The following is a 16,787-nucleotide window of genomic DNA, read 5'->3' as shown; positions in this document are numbered from 1 at the left end:
ACACCGTGTCCCGCTCCGAAAAAGTCAGCTTCCAGGGTTCCACCGGCGAACTGCTCTCCGGCATTGTTGATGTCCCGGAGGGCCCGGTGAAGGGCTGGGGCGTCTTCTCGCACGGTTTCACCCTGGGCAAGGACAGTCCCTCGGCGTCGCGGCTGTGCAAGGCCCTGGCGGACAACGGCGTGGGCATGCTCCGGTTCGACAACTTGGGCCTCGGCGAGTCAGCGGGGATGTGGTCGGAGGGGTCCTTTAGCCACAAAGTGGCCGACACCGTCAAGGCGGCCGAGTTCATGCGGGACTCGGGCCGGCCCGTCTCGCTGCTGGTGGGCCATTCCTTCGGCGGGGCTGCCGTCCTGGCTGCCGCCGGCGCCATCCCGGAACTCGACGCCGTCGCGACCGTGGGGGCGCCGTTCTCGCCCAAACACGTGGCCCACGTGTTTGACGCCGCCCTGGACCGGATCCTCAGTGAGGGTAGCGCGGAAGTGGACCTTGGCGGCAAACGGGTGGAGATCCGGCGGCACTTCGTGGAGGACCTGGAGAAGGCGGACCTCACGGACTGCATCAAGCGGCTCGGCAAGCCGCTGCTGGTGATGCACTCCCCCACGGACAACACGGTGGGGATCGAGAACGCCAGCACCATCTTCCAGACGGCGCGGCATCCGCGCAGTTTTGTGTCCCTTGAGGGCAGCGATCACCTGTTGACGGCCAAGGGCCAGGCGGCCCGTGCCGGGAAGATTATTTCGGCGTGGGCCGACCAGTACCTCGACGCCTGAACGCCGCGGACCAGGCCGTCCGCCCGGGCCGGGGCTCCGCCGGCGTTTTGCCCGGCTGGACGCGCCGGGCGCCCCACCCGGTGGTTGTGGTACCCGGCGCCGTGTTGCGGTCCTGCTCCCGGATGGCCATCCACGCGGCGCAGATGACGTAGACCTGGCTGACCAGGTTAAACCAGATCAGCAGGCCGATGATGATGGCGAAGGGCGCCAGAATGGGGTTCTTGCCCGCACTGGCCAGCAGCTGGGTGCTGAAAATCTGCAGCACGGTGGTGCCCACCGCGGCGAGGATGGTGCCTTCCAGGAGGGCGCGGCGGGCCGGCTTCAGCCCCGCCGCCACCCGGAACATGATCAGGGCGGTTCCCCAGCCGAGCAGCAGGGGCACGAGGATCGTCACGGAGGTGGTCAGGGGGCCGGCCAGCAACGGATCGAGGCTCAGCTGCTCCGTCACCCAGTCGGCCGCCGTGCCGAACACCAGCGACGCTGCCGCGCTGATCACCAGGGCCACTCCCAGCAGGATCAGCGCGCCGACGTCGAGCAGTATCTGCAGGACCGGGTTCATGCCCCGCGGGCCGAGCTGCATCATGCCCCGCACGCCGTCGCGGATGCCGCTGATCCAGCCCAGGGACGTAAACACCGTCACCACGGCGGCGATCACGGCCGCCCAGCCCAGGCTGGTGGGGTTCAACAGCGCGTACGGGTCAACCAGGCCCTCGCTGCCGTCCACCTGCAGGAGGCCGGGCGCGGTCAGGGCCACGCTCTTGATGATTTGGTCCAGCAGCGCCGGCTGACCGCTCAGGAAGAGGCCGGCCAGAGAGAACCCCGTGGCCAACAGACCTGTGATGGAGAAGAACATCCTGAACCCGATGCCGGCACTCATCAGCGGGCCGTGCTGGCGGCCGTAGTGCTGGAAAGCGCGCAGGGGTAACAAGGTGTTGAGCCGGGCCAGCATCCACCCGACCATGGCCATGAGCGACGCCAGTCGCCCGCCGCCGGACCGCCGGGCCTTGCCCCAATCGACCCGCTTGCGGATGACCTCCAGTTTCAGCCCGGCCAGGTCGGTGGGAAGGGGCGGCTTACCGGGCGCCTGCGGTGCCGTCCTGGCCTCTGTCGTCGTCAGGTTTGGTCCCAAAGTCAAGCTCTTCCCGTAGCTGCCAAATGCCGTTGTCATCGTGCTCGTAGAGTCCCATGCTAGCCACCGGGAACGTGGCCCGGTAATCCTTGAGGACCGCTTCGGCTTCGTCGAGACTTTCCGGGGCGACGTCGTGGGCCACCGTGACATGCGGGTGATAGGCAAACGGCAGGTCCCGTTCCAGGGGTCCGGACTGCAGTTGACGGTGCAGGTTCACGCAATCCCCGAAACCGTCCTCGACGTTCAGGAACACCACCGGGGACACCGGCCGGAAGGATCCGGTGCCCGCGATGGTCACGTTGAACGGCTCCTGCTGGCTGGCGATCTCGCGGACATGGCTGCGGGTCGCTTCCCAGTCCTGGGTCATGGTGGTGGTCACCAGCGTGATGTGGGCCGGGATGACTTCCGCCATGGGATCACCGAACGACGCACGCCAGCGCTGGAGCTCCTCGGCGATCTCGTCCGGGAACCCCAGGATCACGCCGACGCCGATGCCCTCGCTGCCCTGTCCGTTGTCCCCCGCGTCCGCGGCATCCGGAGCGGCGCGCCTGACGGCACGCGCGGTGGCGCGTTTCGGCTCGCTGGCGGTGACTTTGCTGACGGAGGACATTGGCCTAGCGGACTCCCCGGGTTCCGGCGTAGGGCAGGAAACCCACCTTCGCGTAGACATCGGTCAGGGTGACCGCGGCGATCTCGCGGGCCTTGTCAGCGCCGAGGGCCAGCAGCCGGTCAAGCTCCGCGGGGTCATTCAGCAGTTCGTTGGCCCGGTCGCGGATGGGGGTCAGGTGCTCCGCGACAGCCTCGGCCAGGTCAACCTTGAGGTGGCCGTACATTTTGCCCTGGTAGGCGGCGACGAGGGCCTCAACACTCTGGCCGGTAATGGCCGAGTAGATGGTCAGGAGGTTGGAGACCCCCGGCTTGGCCTCGCGGTCGAACCGGATCTCCGTTTCCGCATCCGTCACCGCGGATTTGATCCGCTTGGTGATGACCTTGGGATCATCCAGCAGGTTGATCAGGCCCGCCGGTGATTCCGCCGACTTCGACATCTTGGCGGTGGGGTGCTGCAGGTCGTAAATCTTCGCCGATTCCTTCTGGATGAAGGGCGCCGGAACGTTGAAGGTCTCCCCGAAACGTGAGTTGAAGCGCTGGGCCAGATCGCGGCTGAGCTCCACGTGCTGGCGCTGGTCCTCGCCCACCGGAACGCCGTGCGGCTGGTAGAGGAGGATGTCCGCGGCCTGCAGGATGGGATAGGTGAACAGCCCAACGCTGGCCTGGTCCGAGCCGTGCCGTGAGGCCTTGTCCTTGAACTGGGTCATACGGGAGGCCTCGCCGAAGCCGGTGATGCAGTTCAGGACCCAGGCCAGCTGGGCGTGTTCGGGCACCTGGGACTGGACAAAGAGCGTGCACTTGTCCACATCCACGCCGCCGGCGATGTACTGTGCGGCCGTGACGCGGGTGCGGTGGGCCAGTTCGGCCGGATCCTGCGGAACCGTGATCGCGTGCAGGTCCGGGATGAAAAAGACGGCGTCATACTCGTCCTGCATCCGGACCCAGTTCACCAGGGCGCCGAGGTAGTTGCCCAGGTGCAGGGAATCCGCCGAGGGCTGCATGCCGGAGAGGATGCGCTGGCGCGTCCCTGTTGAGGGAACGGGGGCGGCGGCGCGGACGGCAGCGGCGGAGGCAGCCGTGGCGGGTGCGGCGCCGGGGTCGTTCACGGGAGTCACAGTGGAAGAAGAGGTCATTCGTGGAGGCCTTAAGACTAGAGCCGGTAGTCCACTACCAGCGGGGCGTGGTCGGAGAAGCGGGTGTCCCAGGACGGTGCGCGGTCAACAACGGCCGACACTGCGGCAGCAGCGAGGTCGGGCGTGGCCATGTGGTAATCAATGCGCCAGCCGGTGTCGTTATCAAAGGCCTGTCCCCGTTGCGACCACCAAGTGTAGGGGCCGTCGACGTTACCCGCCAGGCCCCTGTGAACATCCTTCCAGCCGATCTCCTCGCCAAAGAAGCGGTCAAAGTAGGCGCGCTCCTCCGGCAGGAAGCCGGCACGTTTGACGTTGCCCTTCCAGTTCCTGATGTCCAGCTCCGTGTGGCCGACGTTGAGGTCGCCCACCACCAGGGCGTGGTCGCTGTGTTTGGCCAGTTCGGGGAGCCGGCTGACCATGACGTCGAGGAAACGGAACTTGTCGTCCTGCTTGGGGGTGCCCGCCTCGCCGGAGTGCACATACGCGCTGGCCACGGTCAGCTGCGAGGCCTCCCCTGCCGAGTTGCGGACAGTGTAGTCCGCTTCGACCCAGCGCCCGGCGGTGGCGAAGTAGTCATCGCCAATGCCCACCCGGGTTTGCTGGGGTTCGGTGCGGGAGGCGATCGCGACGCCGGCGCGGCCCTTGGCCTCGGCCTCAGCGTGCAGGATGTACCAGCCCTCGCCGAGCAGTTCGTGGACGATCGCGTCCGGCGCGCGGACTTCCTGCAGGCAGAGGATGTCCACCTCTCGCGGCTCAAGCCACTCCGCCATGCCCTTTTTGTAGGCGGCACGGAGGCCATTGACGTTGACTGATGCGATGCGAAGGTTGTCCTTCTTCAATGCCGAGCTCACCCGATCCACTCTAGTCGACAATGGTTCCGGAGACGGGCTCGTCCCTGCCGCCGGAGGACTTGATCATGTCCCGGGCGTTAGTGGCGGTGATCTCGATGGTCTCGAGCGCGCGCCGGATCGTGTCCTGGTCCGAGGCCGAGCCCTTCGCCCGCTCCTGCTCGACGACGCGGACCTGCACCTGCACGATCTTGAACGAGTGGTCCAGCTTCAGGTCCCGGACCTCGTCCGCTTCCCGGCGGACCTCCACGACGCGGGTGCTGCCGTGGTCAACACTGCCCGACGACGGCGCCCGGCCGGCCGCCGCGTTGAAGGCGTTCTGCGCTTCGGTGAGCTTGGCGCCGGCCTTCCGGGCCGCCTTCTGGATGCTGAAGACGACGAAGGCGGCCAGGGCGAGCCAGAAGCCGGCGATGATCGCCACGATCCAGCCGACTACGTCGTTCTGGTTCGCAGCGAAGATGACCGCGACGACGAACGCGATGATAAACACCATCATTCCGGGTCCGCTGATGCGGAGCATGGAGAACTTGCCCGTGGCGGTGTTGTACGCGGACGGCTTGGAAGACTCGGAGTTGCCCAGAGATTGCATGAGCCCATTATCGCAAACCCCCGCCGCGGCCCGGCCCGCTTCCACCCCGGGCGAACAGACGTGGGACACGGCTTTAAGACAGGACAGGTTCTACGACAGGACTGGTTCTACGACAGGACTGGTTCTACGACAGGACCAGGCAGAACGGGTGGCCGCTGGGGTCCGTGTAGACGCGGAAGGTGTCCGTGCCGGCGTCGAGGCTGGTCGCGCCGAGCCGGAGCACCTCCGCTTCGGCGGCGTCGAGGTCCCCGACGAGCACGTCCACGTGCATCTGCTGCGGGTGGTCGGCGTCGGGCCACTGCGGACGGACCAGCCGTTCAACGCGCTGGAGCGCGATGGCGGGACGGTCGGCGGCGTCGCCGATGGAAATGAATTCGTCTTCCTCCTGCACCCGGATCATGCCCAGCAGCTCCTGGTAGAAGCTGGCGAGTTTGTCCGGGTCCTCGCAGTCGATGACGAGGGCCTGCCATTTGCCGATCATGGTTCTCCTTATTTCGAAGGATGCCTACTTGAGGAACAGCTTGCGCAGGCGGCCGGTGGTGAGCAGGACGCCGAGGGCAATCATCACGAGGTAGTAGCCAATATGCACTGCGGTGGCCGGGGTGAAGACTCCCACGCTGATCTGCCGCAGCAGCTCCACGCCGTGCCAGAGCGGCATGGCCTGGATGAGCCACTGGATGGACTGCGGGTAGACGCTGAGCGGGTAGAACGTGGCGCTGAAGAGGAACATCGGCAGCATCACGAAGTTGATCCAGTCCATCTGCTGGAACGTCTTCATGTAGCTGGTGATGCCCATGCCGAAACTCGCGAAGCCGAAGGCGATCAGCACCGCGGCCGGGATCATCAGGATGGCCCACGGTGTGGTGATCAGCCCCATCAGGCCCATCACCGCGGTGAATCCTGTAGCGTACATCAGGCCGCGGAGCAGGGCCAGGAAAATCTCCCCCATGGCGACGTCCAGCGGGCCCAGTGAGGTGTACAGCATGCCCTGGTACAGCTTGGCGAAGTTCATCTTGAAGAACACGTTCCAGGTGGAATCGTAGACCGCGCCGTTCATCGCGGACACGGCCAGCAGGGCCGGGGCGATGTACGCCGCGTAGGAGATTTCCCCGCCGCCGGGCCCCTGCACCGAGCCGACGATCGCGCCCAGGCCCACGCCCATCGAGATCAGGTACAGCACCGGCTCGAAGAAGCCCGAGAGCATCACCATCCAGTTGCTGCTCTTGGTGGCCATCAGCCCGCGGGCTACGACGGCGCGGACGTTGCGGGAGTAGAGCGACCCGAAGTGCCGGTTGCGGGCCGCCTCGGTGACGCTGGTGTTCCCCGGCCCCGGGCCGGTGGTGATGGCGCTCATCCGCCCATCCTTTTGACGAACTGGCGTTTGGTCAGGACCCAGCCGACGACGCACAGCGCCAGCAGGAACACAACGTGCGCGATGGTCAGCAGCGGGGGCTCCTCGTAGCCGTAGCTAAGCACCCGGCCCAGCTCCGTTCCGTGCCAGATCGGGGAGATCCAGCCGATCCAGCGCACGGCGAGGGGAAGGGTGTCCAGCGGGAAGAAGGTCCCGGAAAACAGGAACAACGGCATCACGATGAAGCGCATCACCATGGCGAACTGGCCCTTGTCCTCCTTGATGGAAGCCGCATAGGCCATCAGCGGCAGGCCGAAGGACAGCCCGGCAAGGGTGGCGACCAGGACGGAGGCCCAGCCCCAGGGGCTCGGGGACGCGCCGAACAACGCCACCACGCCGAAGTAGATGGCGGACTGCAGCAGCAGGCGCACCGTGACGGCGATGATCTGTCCGAGCGCGATCTGCTCCGGCGTCAACGGGGAGGCGTGCGGTCCGTAGTAGACCCGGCGCCATTTGAAACCGTCCATCACCGGGAAGGTGAACTCGTTCGCGGCGGTCATCACGGCGGCCGAGATCAGCAGCGCCGGCGCGATGAACACCAGGTAGCTGACCCCGCCGAACGCCGCCGTGCTGTTAGTGTCCACGAGGGTGGCGAGCCCGACGCCCATCGCAAAGAGGTAGGCGACTGGCTGCCCGACGCCGTACATCACGATGGTCCAGCCGTAGCCCTTCATCACGCGCAGGACCTGCTCGGCGTAGTAGAACGCGCCCCACTTCCGGGCCTTCGCCGCGGAGACCTCCGGCGAATGCGCGCGGAGGGCGGGCACCGCCGTCGTGCCGGCCGGAATTGAGTGAGTCAGCTCTGCCTTCTTCGTCAGCTCTGCCTTCTTAGTCAACGAGGCTCCTGCCGGTCAGGCGCAGGAAGACGTCCTCGAGCGAGGACCTGCGCACCAGCGAGGTCACCGGGCGCAGTCCGCGGGCGGAGACCTCTTCGAGGGCGGCCTCGCCGTCGTGCGCGTAGATCAGGACGCGGTCCGGCAGGGTTTCCAGCCGTTCGCCGATCCCTTCGAGTTCGGCGCCGACGGTGGCGTTGCGTTCCGAGCCGAAGCGCAGTTCCAGGACTTCACGGGTGGAGTACTCGCGGATCAGGCTGGCGGGCGAGCCCTCGGCCATGATCTTGCCCTTGTCCACCACAATCAGGCGGTCGCAGAGCTGCTCGGCCTCGTCCATGTAGTGGGTGGTGAGGATCAGGGTGACGCCCTGCTCCTTGAGCCGGAAGAGCCGGTCCCAGAGGATGTGCCGGGCCTGCGGGTCCAGCCCGGTGGTGGGCTCGTCCAGCAGCAGGATCCGCGGTTCGTTGATGAGGGAGCGCGCGATGGTGAGCCGGCGCTTCATGCCGCCGGAGAGCGCATCGACCTTGGATTTGGCCTTGTCCGTGAGCTGGGCGAACTCCAGCAGCTCATCGGCCTTGGGCTTGAGGTAGCTCATGGGCAGGCCGAAGTAGCGGCCGTAGACCAGCAGGTTGTCCCGGACCTTGAGCTCCTCGTCCAGGTTGTCCTGCTGCGGGACGACGCCAAGGTGCGCGCGGACCTCCGGGCCGTTCTGGTCCGGGTCCAGGCCCATGATGGTGAGGTTTCCGGAGGTCCGCTGGGACACCCCGCCGATCATCTTCATGGTGGTGGACTTGCCGGCGCCGTTCGGGCCGAGCAGGCCGAACGCCTCGCCGGCGGGCACGGAGAAGGAGATACCGTCGACGGCGGCGACATCCCCGTAGCGCTTGGTCAGGTTTTCGGCAGTGATGACGTACTGCGGAGCGCCGGTAGCGGAGGGGCTGCCGGCACTTGAGGGACGGCTTTGGGTGGCGTCCTTTTGGGAGGCTTCCGAGGGTGGGGTTTGCTTTGAGGCGAGTTCAGGCACCCGAACACGGTAATGGAAACAGCCGAACTATGAAAGAGTCTTTTCGTAAAAAATCCAGACGTTTGCCGTTCCGTTATCTCCCGGGCTCAAACGTCCAGGGCGCCGCCTCCTTCGAAGGAGGCGGCGCCCTGGGGTCGATCGTTCCGTCTCCGAGACTAGGCGTGGCCGGAGCTGCTGCTTTCTCTACTGCCTGCGGCAGCGTGCCGTTCCGCGGTTTCCACCACGTTGGCCAGCAGCATGGCGCGGGTCATGGGGCCCACTCCGCCGGGATTCGGGGAGAGCCAGGCGGCGACATCGGCCGCCGCGGGGTCCACGTCTCCGGTGACCACGGCCTTGCCGGAGCCGTCCTCGACGCGGCTGACGCCGACGTCGAGCACAATGGCGCCCGGCTTGAGGTCCGCCGCCTTGATCATGTGCGGCTGGCCGGCCGCGGCGATCACGACGTCGGCCTGCCGGAGTTCGGCAGGCAGGTCGACGGTGCCGGTGTGGGCCAGGATGACCGTGGCGTTGACGTCCTTGCGGGTAAGCAGCAGTCCCACCGGTCGGCCGATGGTGACGCCGCGGCCCACCACCAGCACACGCTTTCCGTTGAGGTCGATGCCGTGCCGGGTGAGCAGTTCCACGCAGCCCTTCGGGGTGCAGGGCAGTGGGGACTTCATGGGGCCGCCGACGTTGGCCACCAGCCGGCCGAGATTCATCGGGTGCAGGCCGTCGGCGTCCTTCTCGGGGTCCATGGCCTCCAGGATGACGTCCTGGTCGATGTGCTTGGGCAGCGGGAGCTGGACGATGTAGCCGGTGCATTCCGGGTTGTCGTTGAGCTCCCGGACCACGGCCAGCAGCTCCTCCTGGGTGGTGTCCTCCGGCAGGTCCCGGCGGATGGACGTGATGCCAACCTCGGCGCAGTCCTTGTGCTTGCCGCCCACGTACCAGGTGCTGCCCGGGTCGGAGCCCACCAGGATGGTGCCGAGGCCCGGAACGATGCCCTGGGCCTTGAGGACGGCGACCCGTTCGGTCAGTTCGGCCTTGATCGTCGCGGCGGTGGCTTTGCCGTCAAGGATCCGGGCGGTGTTTGCGGGGATGCTTGTGGTCTCCGTTGTCATCCGCTTACCACTGCTCGTGCTGCGGGTACAGCGGGAAGTCGGCGGCGAGCTTGTCCACACGGGACTGGAGCGCCTCCACGTCCGTGGCGGAGCCGGCCTTCAGCGCTGTGGCGATAATCTCCGCGACCTCGGTGAACTCCTCGGCGCCGAAGCCCCGGGTGGCCAGGGCGGGGGTGCCGATGCGCAGGCCCGAGGTGACCATCGGCGGGCGAGGGTCGAACGGGACGGCGTTGCGGTTGACCGTGATGCCCACCGAGTGCAGGAGGTCTTCGGCCTGCTGGCCATCGAGCTGCGAGTTGCGCAGGTCCACCAGGACCAGGTGCACGTCGGTGCCGCCGGTGAGGACGGACACGCCGGCGTCGGACACATCGGCCTGGTTCAGGCGGTCGGCGATGATCCGGGCGCCTTCCAGGACGCGCTCCTGGCGCTCCTTGAATTCCTCCGTACCGGCGATCTTGAACGCCACGGCCTTGGCGGCGATGACGTGCATCAGCGGCCCGCCCTGCTGGCCCGGGAAGACGTTGGAGTTGATCTTCTTGGCCCACTCCTGCTTGGCCAGGATCACGCCGGAGCGGGGCCCCGCAAGGGTCTTGTGCACCGTGGAGGTAACGACGTCGGAGTGCGGGACCGGGCTGGGGTGCAGTCCGGCGGCCACGAGGCCGGCGAAGTGCGCCATGTCCGTCCAGAGCAGGGCGCCGACCTCGTCGGCGATGGAGCGGAACGCGGCGAAGTCCAGGTGGCGCGGGTAGGCGGACCAGCCGGCGATGATCACCTGGGGCTTTTCGGCGATGGCCTGCTCGCGGAGCTTGTCCATGTCGATGCGGAAGTTGCCTTCCTCGACCTGGTAGGCGGCAACGTCGTAGAGCTTGCCGGAGAAGTTCAGCTTCATGCCGTGGGTCAGGTGCCCGCCGTGGGCCAGGGACAGGCCGAGGATCTTCTCGCCCGGCTTGATCATCGCGGACAGGGCCGCGGCGTTGGCCTGGGCGCCGGAGTGCGGCTGGACGTTGGCGTATTCGGCGCCGAACAGCTCCTTCACGCGGTCGATCGCCAGCTGCTCGGCGATGTCCACGTATTCGCAGCCGCCGTAGTAGCGGCGGCCGGGGTAGCCCTCGGCGTACTTGTTGGTCAGGACCGAGCCCTGGGCTTCCATTACAGCGCGCGGGGCGAAGTTCTCGGAGGCGATCATTTCCAGGGTGCCGCGCTGGCGGCCCAGCTCCTGGGCAAGGACGGCGGCGATTTCGGGATCGAGGTCGGCCAGCGGCTGGTTGCTCACGGCGGCTGACGAAAGGCTAAGAGAGGTGGTCACGGGGAACTCCTGGCTAGGCAACGGGCACTGCTTAAGGTCAGGTTACCGGCTCGTCCGCGGCGGCGCCCCTAGATTACGGCCCCGGAAGACGGGACGTGCCAAGGGACCGGCACCCGTATGCGGGGTACCGACGCGGACCGGCAGCAGGTGCTCCCGACCGGAAAACATGACCCTCGGCCCAGGCGTACGATCCGTGGTCTTCGTGATTGCCGCTCCCTGGTGGTTAGCCACCCAACGCCAGTTGCGACCCTTCCAGCCTACCCCAGGCCGGGCTCCCGGCCACAGCCTGCGCACTGCCCCTGCGCCGCCGCGGGTAGGCTATCCTCCGTGACTGACCACCAGCTGACTGCTTCCTATATCCTCACCCTCTCCTGCCCGGACCGCCCCGGAATCGTGCACGCCGTCGCCGGCGCCCTGCTCGTCGCGGGGTGCAACATTACCGACTCACAGCAGTACGGCAGCCAGAGCACCGGCACCTTCTTCATGCGCGTCGAGGCCACGACGGCGGCCTCCCAGCTGGAGCTGCAGGCCGCCCTGGAGCCCGTGGCCCAGGCGTTCGGCATGCAGTGGAGCCTCAACCCGGCCGGCAGGAAGGTCCGCACCCTGCTGATGGCCAGCACGTCGGCGCACTGCCTCAACGACCTGCTGTTCCTGCAGCGCTCCGGCACGCTGCCGATCGAGATCCCGGCCATCGTGTCCAACCACCGCGACCTGGCGGGCCTGGCCGAGTTCTACGGCATCCCCTTCCACCACATCCCGGTCACCCCGGAAACCAAAGTCCAGGCCGAGGACCAGCTCCGGGCACTCATGGCCGAGCACGACGTCGAGCTCACGGTCCTGGCCCGCTACATGCAGATCATCTCCGACGACCTGTGCCAGGAGCTGACCGGCAAGGCCATCAACATCCACCACTCCTTCCTGCCGTCGTTCAAGGGGGCCAAGCCCTACCACCAGGCGCACGCCCGCGGTGTGAAGCTCATCGGCGCCACCGCGCATTACGTGACCGCGGCCCTGGATGAGGGCCCCATCATCGAGCAGGAAGTCATCCGCGTGGACCACCGGCGGACGGCCGAGCAGTTCGTCCAGATGGGCCGCGACGTGGAGGGACGCACGCTGGCCCAGGCGGTGCAGTGGCATGCCGAGCACCGGGTCCTCCTCGACGGAAACCGGACGGTTGTATTCAACTGACCCTGTTGTATTCACCTGACGCTGGTCATTGAATAGGGGTATGGCACTTTCCCCGGAAGACCCGCTCTCGGAATTTGTGGCCCTGCTCAAATCCGAGGGCCGCAACGGTGTGCTGGGCCTTGACTGCGGCCAGGGCGAGGACGGGTTGCGCTTTGTGCGCTCCGGCATCCATTTCACCGGCGTCGACCGGTCCGAGGAGCACATCCATTCCGCCCGGGCCCACGGGCTGGAAGCCTCGGTGGCCGGCCCCCCGTCGTTGCCGTTCGCCGATTCGGCCTTCCCATCCGTATGGGCGGTTGACGCCTTGGCCGGCCTGCCGCCGGAGGAATGGGGCGACGTCGTCCGCGAACTCGAGCGGGTGGCGGCGCCCGGCGCCCCGATCGCCGTCGTGCTCCCGGAGCCGGGTTCTGCGGAACAGGGACCAGGCCAGGGACCGGGCTTCACAGTCCTGCGCTCCCCCGCCTAACCCCCCGCTGACCTATCAGTAGTTGTCGTTCTGAGGGCCCGGAAGGGACCAAAAGTGATAGCTCAACGGTGGGTGGACGGGCTCAGGGGCGGCGCGCACGGCCCATGTACCCGCCCAGGAAACCGCCGATGATCAGCAGGGCTCCGCCTGCGCGGGCCAGTCCCACGCCCAACCCGTGCCGGTCCCGGGTCCGCGCGGCCCAGGACGCCAGGAAGATGAGCGTGGCGGCGAGGTTGGCGGCGGCATGGACGACGCCGACGCGCCGGGTGGCGCGGTCCGCAACCCGGACGGCCGGGTCAAGGCGGTCCGCGTTCTCCAGCCGCCGCATCGTTCGCAGGAACACGTTCTCGGTCACCACGGACCACCTCCCGGACGGCGCATTTGATGGCCCGATCCTACTCAGCTCCGGGCACGGTTCAACCCCCGTTGACCCATCACTTCTGGTGGTTCTCAGCCCGGAGAACCACCACAAGTGATAGCGCAACGGGCCGGGGGCGTGTCCTAGGCTGGAGGCATGGCTCCCATTTACGCTTTCGCCGGGGACACCCCGGCCGTTCACGAATCCGCCTTCATCGCACCGAGCGCCTCGGTGATCGGCAAGGCCACCCTCGCCGAGGACTCCAGCGCCTTCTACGGCGTCTCCGTCCGGGCCGACACCGCCGCGATCACCGTGGGGGCCGGCACCAACCTGCAGGACAACGTGGTGCTGCACGCGGACCCCGGCTTCCCCTGCACCGTCGGCGCCCGGGTCAGCGTCGGGCACAGCGCCGTGGTGCACGGCTGCACGGTCGAGGACGACTGCCTGATCGGCATGAGCGCCACCATCCTCAACGGTGCCGTGATCGGCGCCGGGTCGCTCGTCGCGGCCGGCGCCGTGGTCCTGGAAGGAACCGTAGTCCCGCCCCGCTCGCTGGTGGCCGGCGTGCCGGCCAAGGTCCGGCGCGAGCTGAGCGACGAGGAATTCGCCGGGGTGCAGCAGAACGCGGCGCACTACCGGGAGCTGGCCCGGGCGCACCGCGACCTGCACGGCTAAGCACGCTGGGAGACTCAGTCCAGCGAGATCGGGCCCAGTTCGTCCAGCACATCGCCCGGCCCCGGGTTCCCGGCCGCCGAGGCCCCGCCCAGGTGGTTGACGACGCCCCAGACCGCGTTCAGTCCGGTGGTCACCGCGCCCTCGGCCCACCCGGCGGTGAACGACACGTCGTCGCCGGCCAGGAAGATCCCGCGCTGCTCCTCCGGGAGCCGGTCCTGCTTGAAGTGGCTGAAGAGGCGCTGCTGGTAGCGGTAGTGTCCCGGCAGGTTGGCCTTGAAGGCCCCCATGAAGTTGGGGTCCGCTTCCCACGAGACGGTGATGGGCTGGCCGACGATGTGGCCGGCGATGTCCACGCCCGGGTAGATCTGCTCGAGCGAGTGCAGCATCAGCTCCACCCGCTGGTCCGCGTCCAGGGCCAGCCATTTCAGCGCGTCGTCGTTCCAGGTGTAGGAGAGCAGGATGACGGCGGGCTGGTCCGGCCCGTTGTCCAGCAGGTACGTGGCACGGTTCAGCCGGTCGGTCAGCGTCATGGACATGACCTCGCGGCCCGTCGCGGGATCGATGTCCTTCCAGAAGGGCCGGTCGACCATCACGAAGGTCTTGGACGACTGCATGTAGTGGGAGCGTTCGATCGCGGTCCACAGCTCTGCCGGGAACAGGGTTTCCTCGGTGTGGATCCGTGTCGACAGCAGCCATGACTGGCAGGTGGTGATCACGGCCGGATAGGCAGCCTCGCGGCCCCACCGCTCCCTGATGCGGAAGTCGCCGCTGCCGTCCCGGGCGATCCGGTCCACGGCGCCGCGCGGGGCACCGGCGTGCAGCGACGCCAGCGACGTCCCCTCGGGCCAGTGGGCCATGCCCGACGGCGCGTGCTGCCAGAGTGCCTCCGGGAGCCGTTGCGCCCCGCCGGCAATGAGCCGGTGCGCGTCGTCGGCGTCGGTGTAGACGACGCGCAGGATCTCGAGGATGGAGTTGGGGAAGTCCGTGTCCCAGCCGCCTGTGCCGAAGCCCACCTGGCCGAACGCCTCGCGGTGCGCGAAACCGGCTTGCTTGAACGAGTCGCTGCCGGCGATGAAGCCGTAGAAGGTCTGTTCATCCAGCAGGGGAAGCAGCCCGTTCCACAGCTCCTTGATCCGGGCGGTGTCCCGCGCGCGGATGGCGTCCTGCATCTCGGTGAACTTGGCGCCGTCGTTGACGGCGGCCTTCCAGGCCTCGGCGACTTCCCGGAAGAACGGCGGGAGGTCCGCCGGGGTGCGGGCGTAGTGCCTCTGCCCGGCGAGCTCGATCACCGTGCTGGAGGTCGCCGCCGCCAGCGGGTTCGGGAACTCCTGGGTTTCCAGACCGAGCAGCTCGACGTAGTGGTAGAACGCCTTGCCCGACACCGGGAAGCGCATCCCGCCGAGGTCGGCGACCACGCCGGCGGCGGAGGGGAAGCTCGCGGTCCGCAGCCGGCCGCCGATCTGGTCCGCCTCGTAGAGGACCGGGCGCAGGCCCAGTTTCATCAGCTCGTGGGCCGCCACCAGTCCGGAGAGCCCTGCGCCGACCACGGCAACTTCGGTTCCGTGCAGCCCGGCCGGGACGGTGCCCAGGCCGTCCGGGTGGGCCAGGTAGTGGTCGTAGCTGAACGGGAAGTCGGGATTCAGCATGGTGATCGGGGCCCGGTCGCCGGAGCCGGGCGCTGCCGGTCCGGGGGCCGGGAATTCTGTGGCGGTTGTCATGAGTGGTGTGCTTTCATCGGTTCGGGTGTGGGGTCGGACGGGGCTGCGGCGGATAATTCACGGTATTCCTCGTGGCTGAGCGCCGCTACCCTGGAGTGCCTGCGGCCGTAGCCGAAGTAGACGGCCAGTCCCACCAGCATCCACAGTCCAAAGACCACCCACGTGTCGGCGCCCAGGTTGAGCATGAGGTAGCCGCACATGGCGGCTCCCAGGATGGGGGTCAGCGGAAACAGCGGGACGCGGAAGCTTCGCGTGAGTTCGGGCCGGTGGCGCCGCAGGTAGATGACGGCGACGTTGACCAGGGCGAAGGCGAAGAGCGTGCCGATGCTGGTGGCATCCGCCAGCGCACCGAGCGGGACGAGGCCCGCGGTGAGGGCGACGGCGGTGCCCACAATCAGGGTCCCGGCCACCGGAGTGCCGGTGCGGGGCGAGACGCGGCCGAAGATTCTGGGCACCATGCCGTCCCGTGACATCGACAGCAGGATGCGGGTCTGGCCGTAGAGGACCGTCAGCACGATGCTGGCGATGGCCAGCACGGCCCCGACGGCGAACACCAGCGCAATCCAGGGCTGCCCGGTGGTCTCTTCCAGGATCTTCACGAGGGCGGCTTCGGTGCCGTCGAACCAGCCCCAGGGCCGCGCGCCGATCGCGGCGACCGCGACGAGCACGTAGATGGTGGTGACGATCAGCATCGAAAGCAGGATGGCCCGGGGCAGGTCGCGCTTCGGATTGCGGGCTTCCTCGCCGGCCGTGGAGGCTGCATCGAACCCGATGTAGGAGAAGAACACCCGGGAGGCCGCGGCGGAGACGCCGGCTGCTCCCATCGGCAGCAGCGGTTCGAAGTGTGCGGCGTTGAACGCGGTGAAGGCCACGGCGCAGAAGAACACCAGGATGCCGACCTTGATCACCACAATGGCCGTGTTGATCCAGGCGCTTTCCCTGGCGCCGCGGACCAGCAGCGCCGTGGCCAGGACCACGATCACGATCGCCGGCACGTTCAGCACGCCGCCGTCCCCGGGCGGCTGCGAGATTGCGTCCGGCAGCGCCAGGCCGAAGACTGCGAGGGCTTCGTTGACATATTGGCCGGCCCCGACGGCGACGGCGGCGACGGAGACGGCGTATTCGAGCACCAGGCACCAGCCGCAGATCCAGGCCATGCCTTCGCCCATGGTCGCGTACGTGTAGGAGTAGCTCGACCCTGCCGCGGGCACCATTCCGGCCATTTCGGCGTAGGAGACGGCGGAGAGCAGCGCAGCGACCCCGGCGATCGCGAAGGAGATCCAGATGGCCGGGCCCGCCAGCGGCACGGATTCACCCAGGATGACCAGGATACCGGTGCCGAGCGTGGCACCGACGCTGATCATCGTCAGCTGCAGCACGCCGAAGCTGCGGACCAGCCGCGTGCCGCCGTGGCCGGTTTCGGCTTCGCTGACGAGTTGCCCGATCGGCTTGCGGCGAAGCAGTTGCGCGGTCAGTCCGGGACGGCCCGTGGTGACCGGTGGCCGTTCTCCCATAAGAGTTGGCACAGTCATCGTTGACGTCCGTTCTTCAGTAGTGGTCTTTCCCCGCGTCCAGCCTAGGCTTGTGAGCCAGCTCTCACGGTTGTGCAAAATGACCTGTAGTCTTCAGT

General features: G+C 67.7%; 18 protein-coding genes and 1 riboswitch. Of the genes, 4 read left to right on the top strand and 14 right to left on the bottom strand.

The features are described 5' to 3' along the window. Positions 1-5: 5 nt before the first annotated feature. A complete protein-coding gene (locus ASE96_RS16595; protein ID WP_056433004.1) occupies positions 6-770 on the top strand; it encodes an alpha/beta hydrolase family protein in 765 nt (254 codons plus the stop codon). Here ASE96_RS16595 and ASE96_RS16590 read toward each other — a convergent pair. From ASE96_RS16590 to glyA, 11 genes are all read right to left on the bottom strand, one after another. Further along, positions 733-1,899 carry a YihY/virulence factor BrkB family protein gene (locus tag ASE96_RS16590; protein ID WP_056433000.1) on the bottom strand — a complete coding sequence of 389 codons (1,167 nt, stop codon included), beginning with the start codon at positions 1,897-1,899 and terminating at the stop codon, positions 733-735. The two genes, ASE96_RS16595 and ASE96_RS16590, sit on opposite strands and share 38 nt — an antisense overlap. Continuing rightward, positions 1,844-2,509 (bottom strand): 2'-5' RNA ligase family protein, encoded by a 666-nt coding sequence (locus ASE96_RS16585; RefSeq protein ID WP_082492810.1) that lies wholly within the window; start codon positions 2,507-2,509, stop codon positions 1,844-1,846. Before ASE96_RS16585 ends, ASE96_RS16590 begins: the two co-directional genes overlap by 56 nt. A 4-nt stretch (positions 2,510-2,513) precedes the next feature. Then, positions 2,514-3,641 carry a tryptophan--tRNA ligase gene (gene trpS / locus ASE96_RS16580; RefSeq protein ID WP_056432997.1) on the bottom strand — a complete coding sequence of 376 codons (1,128 nt, stop codon included), beginning with the start codon at positions 3,639-3,641 and terminating at the stop codon, positions 2,514-2,516. A gap of 17 nt (positions 3,642-3,658) precedes the next feature. Further along, positions 3,659-4,492 carry an exodeoxyribonuclease III gene (locus tag ASE96_RS16575; RefSeq protein WP_056432994.1) on the bottom strand — a complete coding sequence of 278 codons (834 nt, stop codon included), beginning with the start codon at positions 4,490-4,492 and terminating at the stop codon, positions 3,659-3,661. Positions 4,493-4,502: 10 nt separating this feature from the next. After that, the gene (locus ASE96_RS16570) at positions 4,503-5,078 is read right to left on the bottom strand and encodes a hypothetical protein (RefSeq protein ID WP_056432992.1); all 576 of its coding nucleotides are present in this window, start codon (positions 5,076-5,078) and stop codon (positions 4,503-4,505) included. Positions 5,079-5,202: 124 nt separating this feature from the next. Further along, a complete protein-coding gene (locus ASE96_RS16565; RefSeq protein ID WP_056432989.1) occupies positions 5,203-5,559 on the bottom strand; it encodes a VOC family protein in 357 nt (118 codons plus the stop codon). Positions 5,560-5,583: 24 nt separating this feature from the next. After that, positions 5,584-6,432 (bottom strand): ABC transporter permease, encoded by an 849-nt coding sequence (locus tag ASE96_RS16560; RefSeq protein ID WP_056432987.1) that lies wholly within the window; start codon positions 6,430-6,432, stop codon positions 5,584-5,586. Continuing rightward, positions 6,429-7,277, bottom strand: coding sequence for an ABC transporter permease (locus tag ASE96_RS16555; RefSeq protein WP_156367651.1), 849 nt, complete (start codon positions 7,275-7,277; stop codon positions 6,429-6,431). Before ASE96_RS16555 ends, ASE96_RS16560 begins: the two co-directional genes overlap by 4 nt. Positions 7,278-7,317: 40 nt before the next feature. Beyond that, positions 7,318-8,229 carry an ABC transporter ATP-binding protein gene (locus ASE96_RS16550; RefSeq protein ID WP_056433254.1) on the bottom strand — a complete coding sequence of 304 codons (912 nt, stop codon included), beginning with the start codon at positions 8,227-8,229 and terminating at the stop codon, positions 7,318-7,320. 272 nt (positions 8,230-8,501) lie between these two features. Continuing rightward, complete coding sequence (locus ASE96_RS16545) at positions 8,502-9,446, bottom strand: bifunctional methylenetetrahydrofolate dehydrogenase/methenyltetrahydrofolate cyclohydrolase (RefSeq protein WP_056432984.1); 945 nt, start codon at positions 9,444-9,446, stop codon at positions 8,502-8,504. Positions 9,447-9,450: 4 nt separating this feature from the next. Further along, positions 9,451-10,752 (bottom strand): serine hydroxymethyltransferase, encoded by a 1,302-nt coding sequence (gene glyA, locus ASE96_RS16540; RefSeq protein ID WP_056432981.1) that lies wholly within the window; start codon positions 10,750-10,752, stop codon positions 9,451-9,453. 169 nt (positions 10,753-10,921) lie between these two features. Continuing rightward, positions 10,922-11,007: riboswitch (ZMP/ZTP riboswitch) on the bottom strand. A 72-nt stretch (positions 11,008-11,079) separates the two neighbouring features. Here glyA and purU point away from each other — a divergent pair. Together purU and ASE96_RS16530 are read left to right on the top strand one after the other, a co-directional pair. Beyond that, positions 11,080-11,940: a formyltetrahydrofolate deformylase gene (purU, locus tag ASE96_RS16535; protein ID WP_056432978.1), complete on the top strand. Its 861-nt coding sequence runs from the start codon at positions 11,080-11,082 to the stop codon at positions 11,938-11,940. A 40-nt stretch (positions 11,941-11,980) separates the two neighbouring features. Then, complete coding sequence (locus tag ASE96_RS16530) at positions 11,981-12,406, top strand: class I SAM-dependent methyltransferase (RefSeq protein WP_056432975.1); 426 nt, start codon at positions 11,981-11,983, stop codon at positions 12,404-12,406. An 82-nt stretch (positions 12,407-12,488) separates the two neighbouring features. Here ASE96_RS16530 and ASE96_RS16525 read toward each other — a convergent pair whose 3' ends face one another. Beyond that, a complete protein-coding gene (locus ASE96_RS16525) occupies positions 12,489-12,761 on the bottom strand; it encodes a hypothetical protein (protein WP_156367646.1) in 273 nt (90 codons plus the stop codon). Between the two features lie 159 nt (positions 12,762-12,920). Here ASE96_RS16525 and ASE96_RS16520 point away from each other — a divergent pair, with 159 nt between their 5' ends. Beyond that, positions 12,921-13,439 carry a gamma carbonic anhydrase family protein gene (locus ASE96_RS16520; protein ID WP_056432970.1) on the top strand — a complete coding sequence of 173 codons (519 nt, stop codon included), beginning with the start codon at positions 12,921-12,923 and terminating at the stop codon, positions 13,437-13,439. 14 nt (positions 13,440-13,453) lie between these two features. Here the strand turns inward: ASE96_RS16520 and ASE96_RS16515 are convergent, their stop codons facing one another. Further along, entirely contained in the window at positions 13,454-15,157 is a 1,704-nt protein-coding gene (locus ASE96_RS16515; RefSeq protein ID WP_200913079.1) for a flavin monoamine oxidase family protein, read from the bottom strand. Beyond that, a complete protein-coding gene (locus tag ASE96_RS16510) occupies positions 15,154-16,689 on the bottom strand; it encodes an amino acid permease (RefSeq protein ID WP_056432967.1) in 1,536 nt (511 codons plus the stop codon). Before ASE96_RS16510 ends, ASE96_RS16515 begins: the two co-directional genes overlap by 4 nt. Positions 16,690-16,787: the final 98 nt, after the last annotated feature.

It is taken from the genome of Arthrobacter sp. Leaf69 (assembly GCF_001422645.1).
Taxonomy (GTDB): domain Bacteria; phylum Actinomycetota; class Actinomycetes; order Actinomycetales; family Micrococcaceae; genus Arthrobacter.
This window is presented reverse-complemented; position numbering and strand designations above follow the sequence as displayed.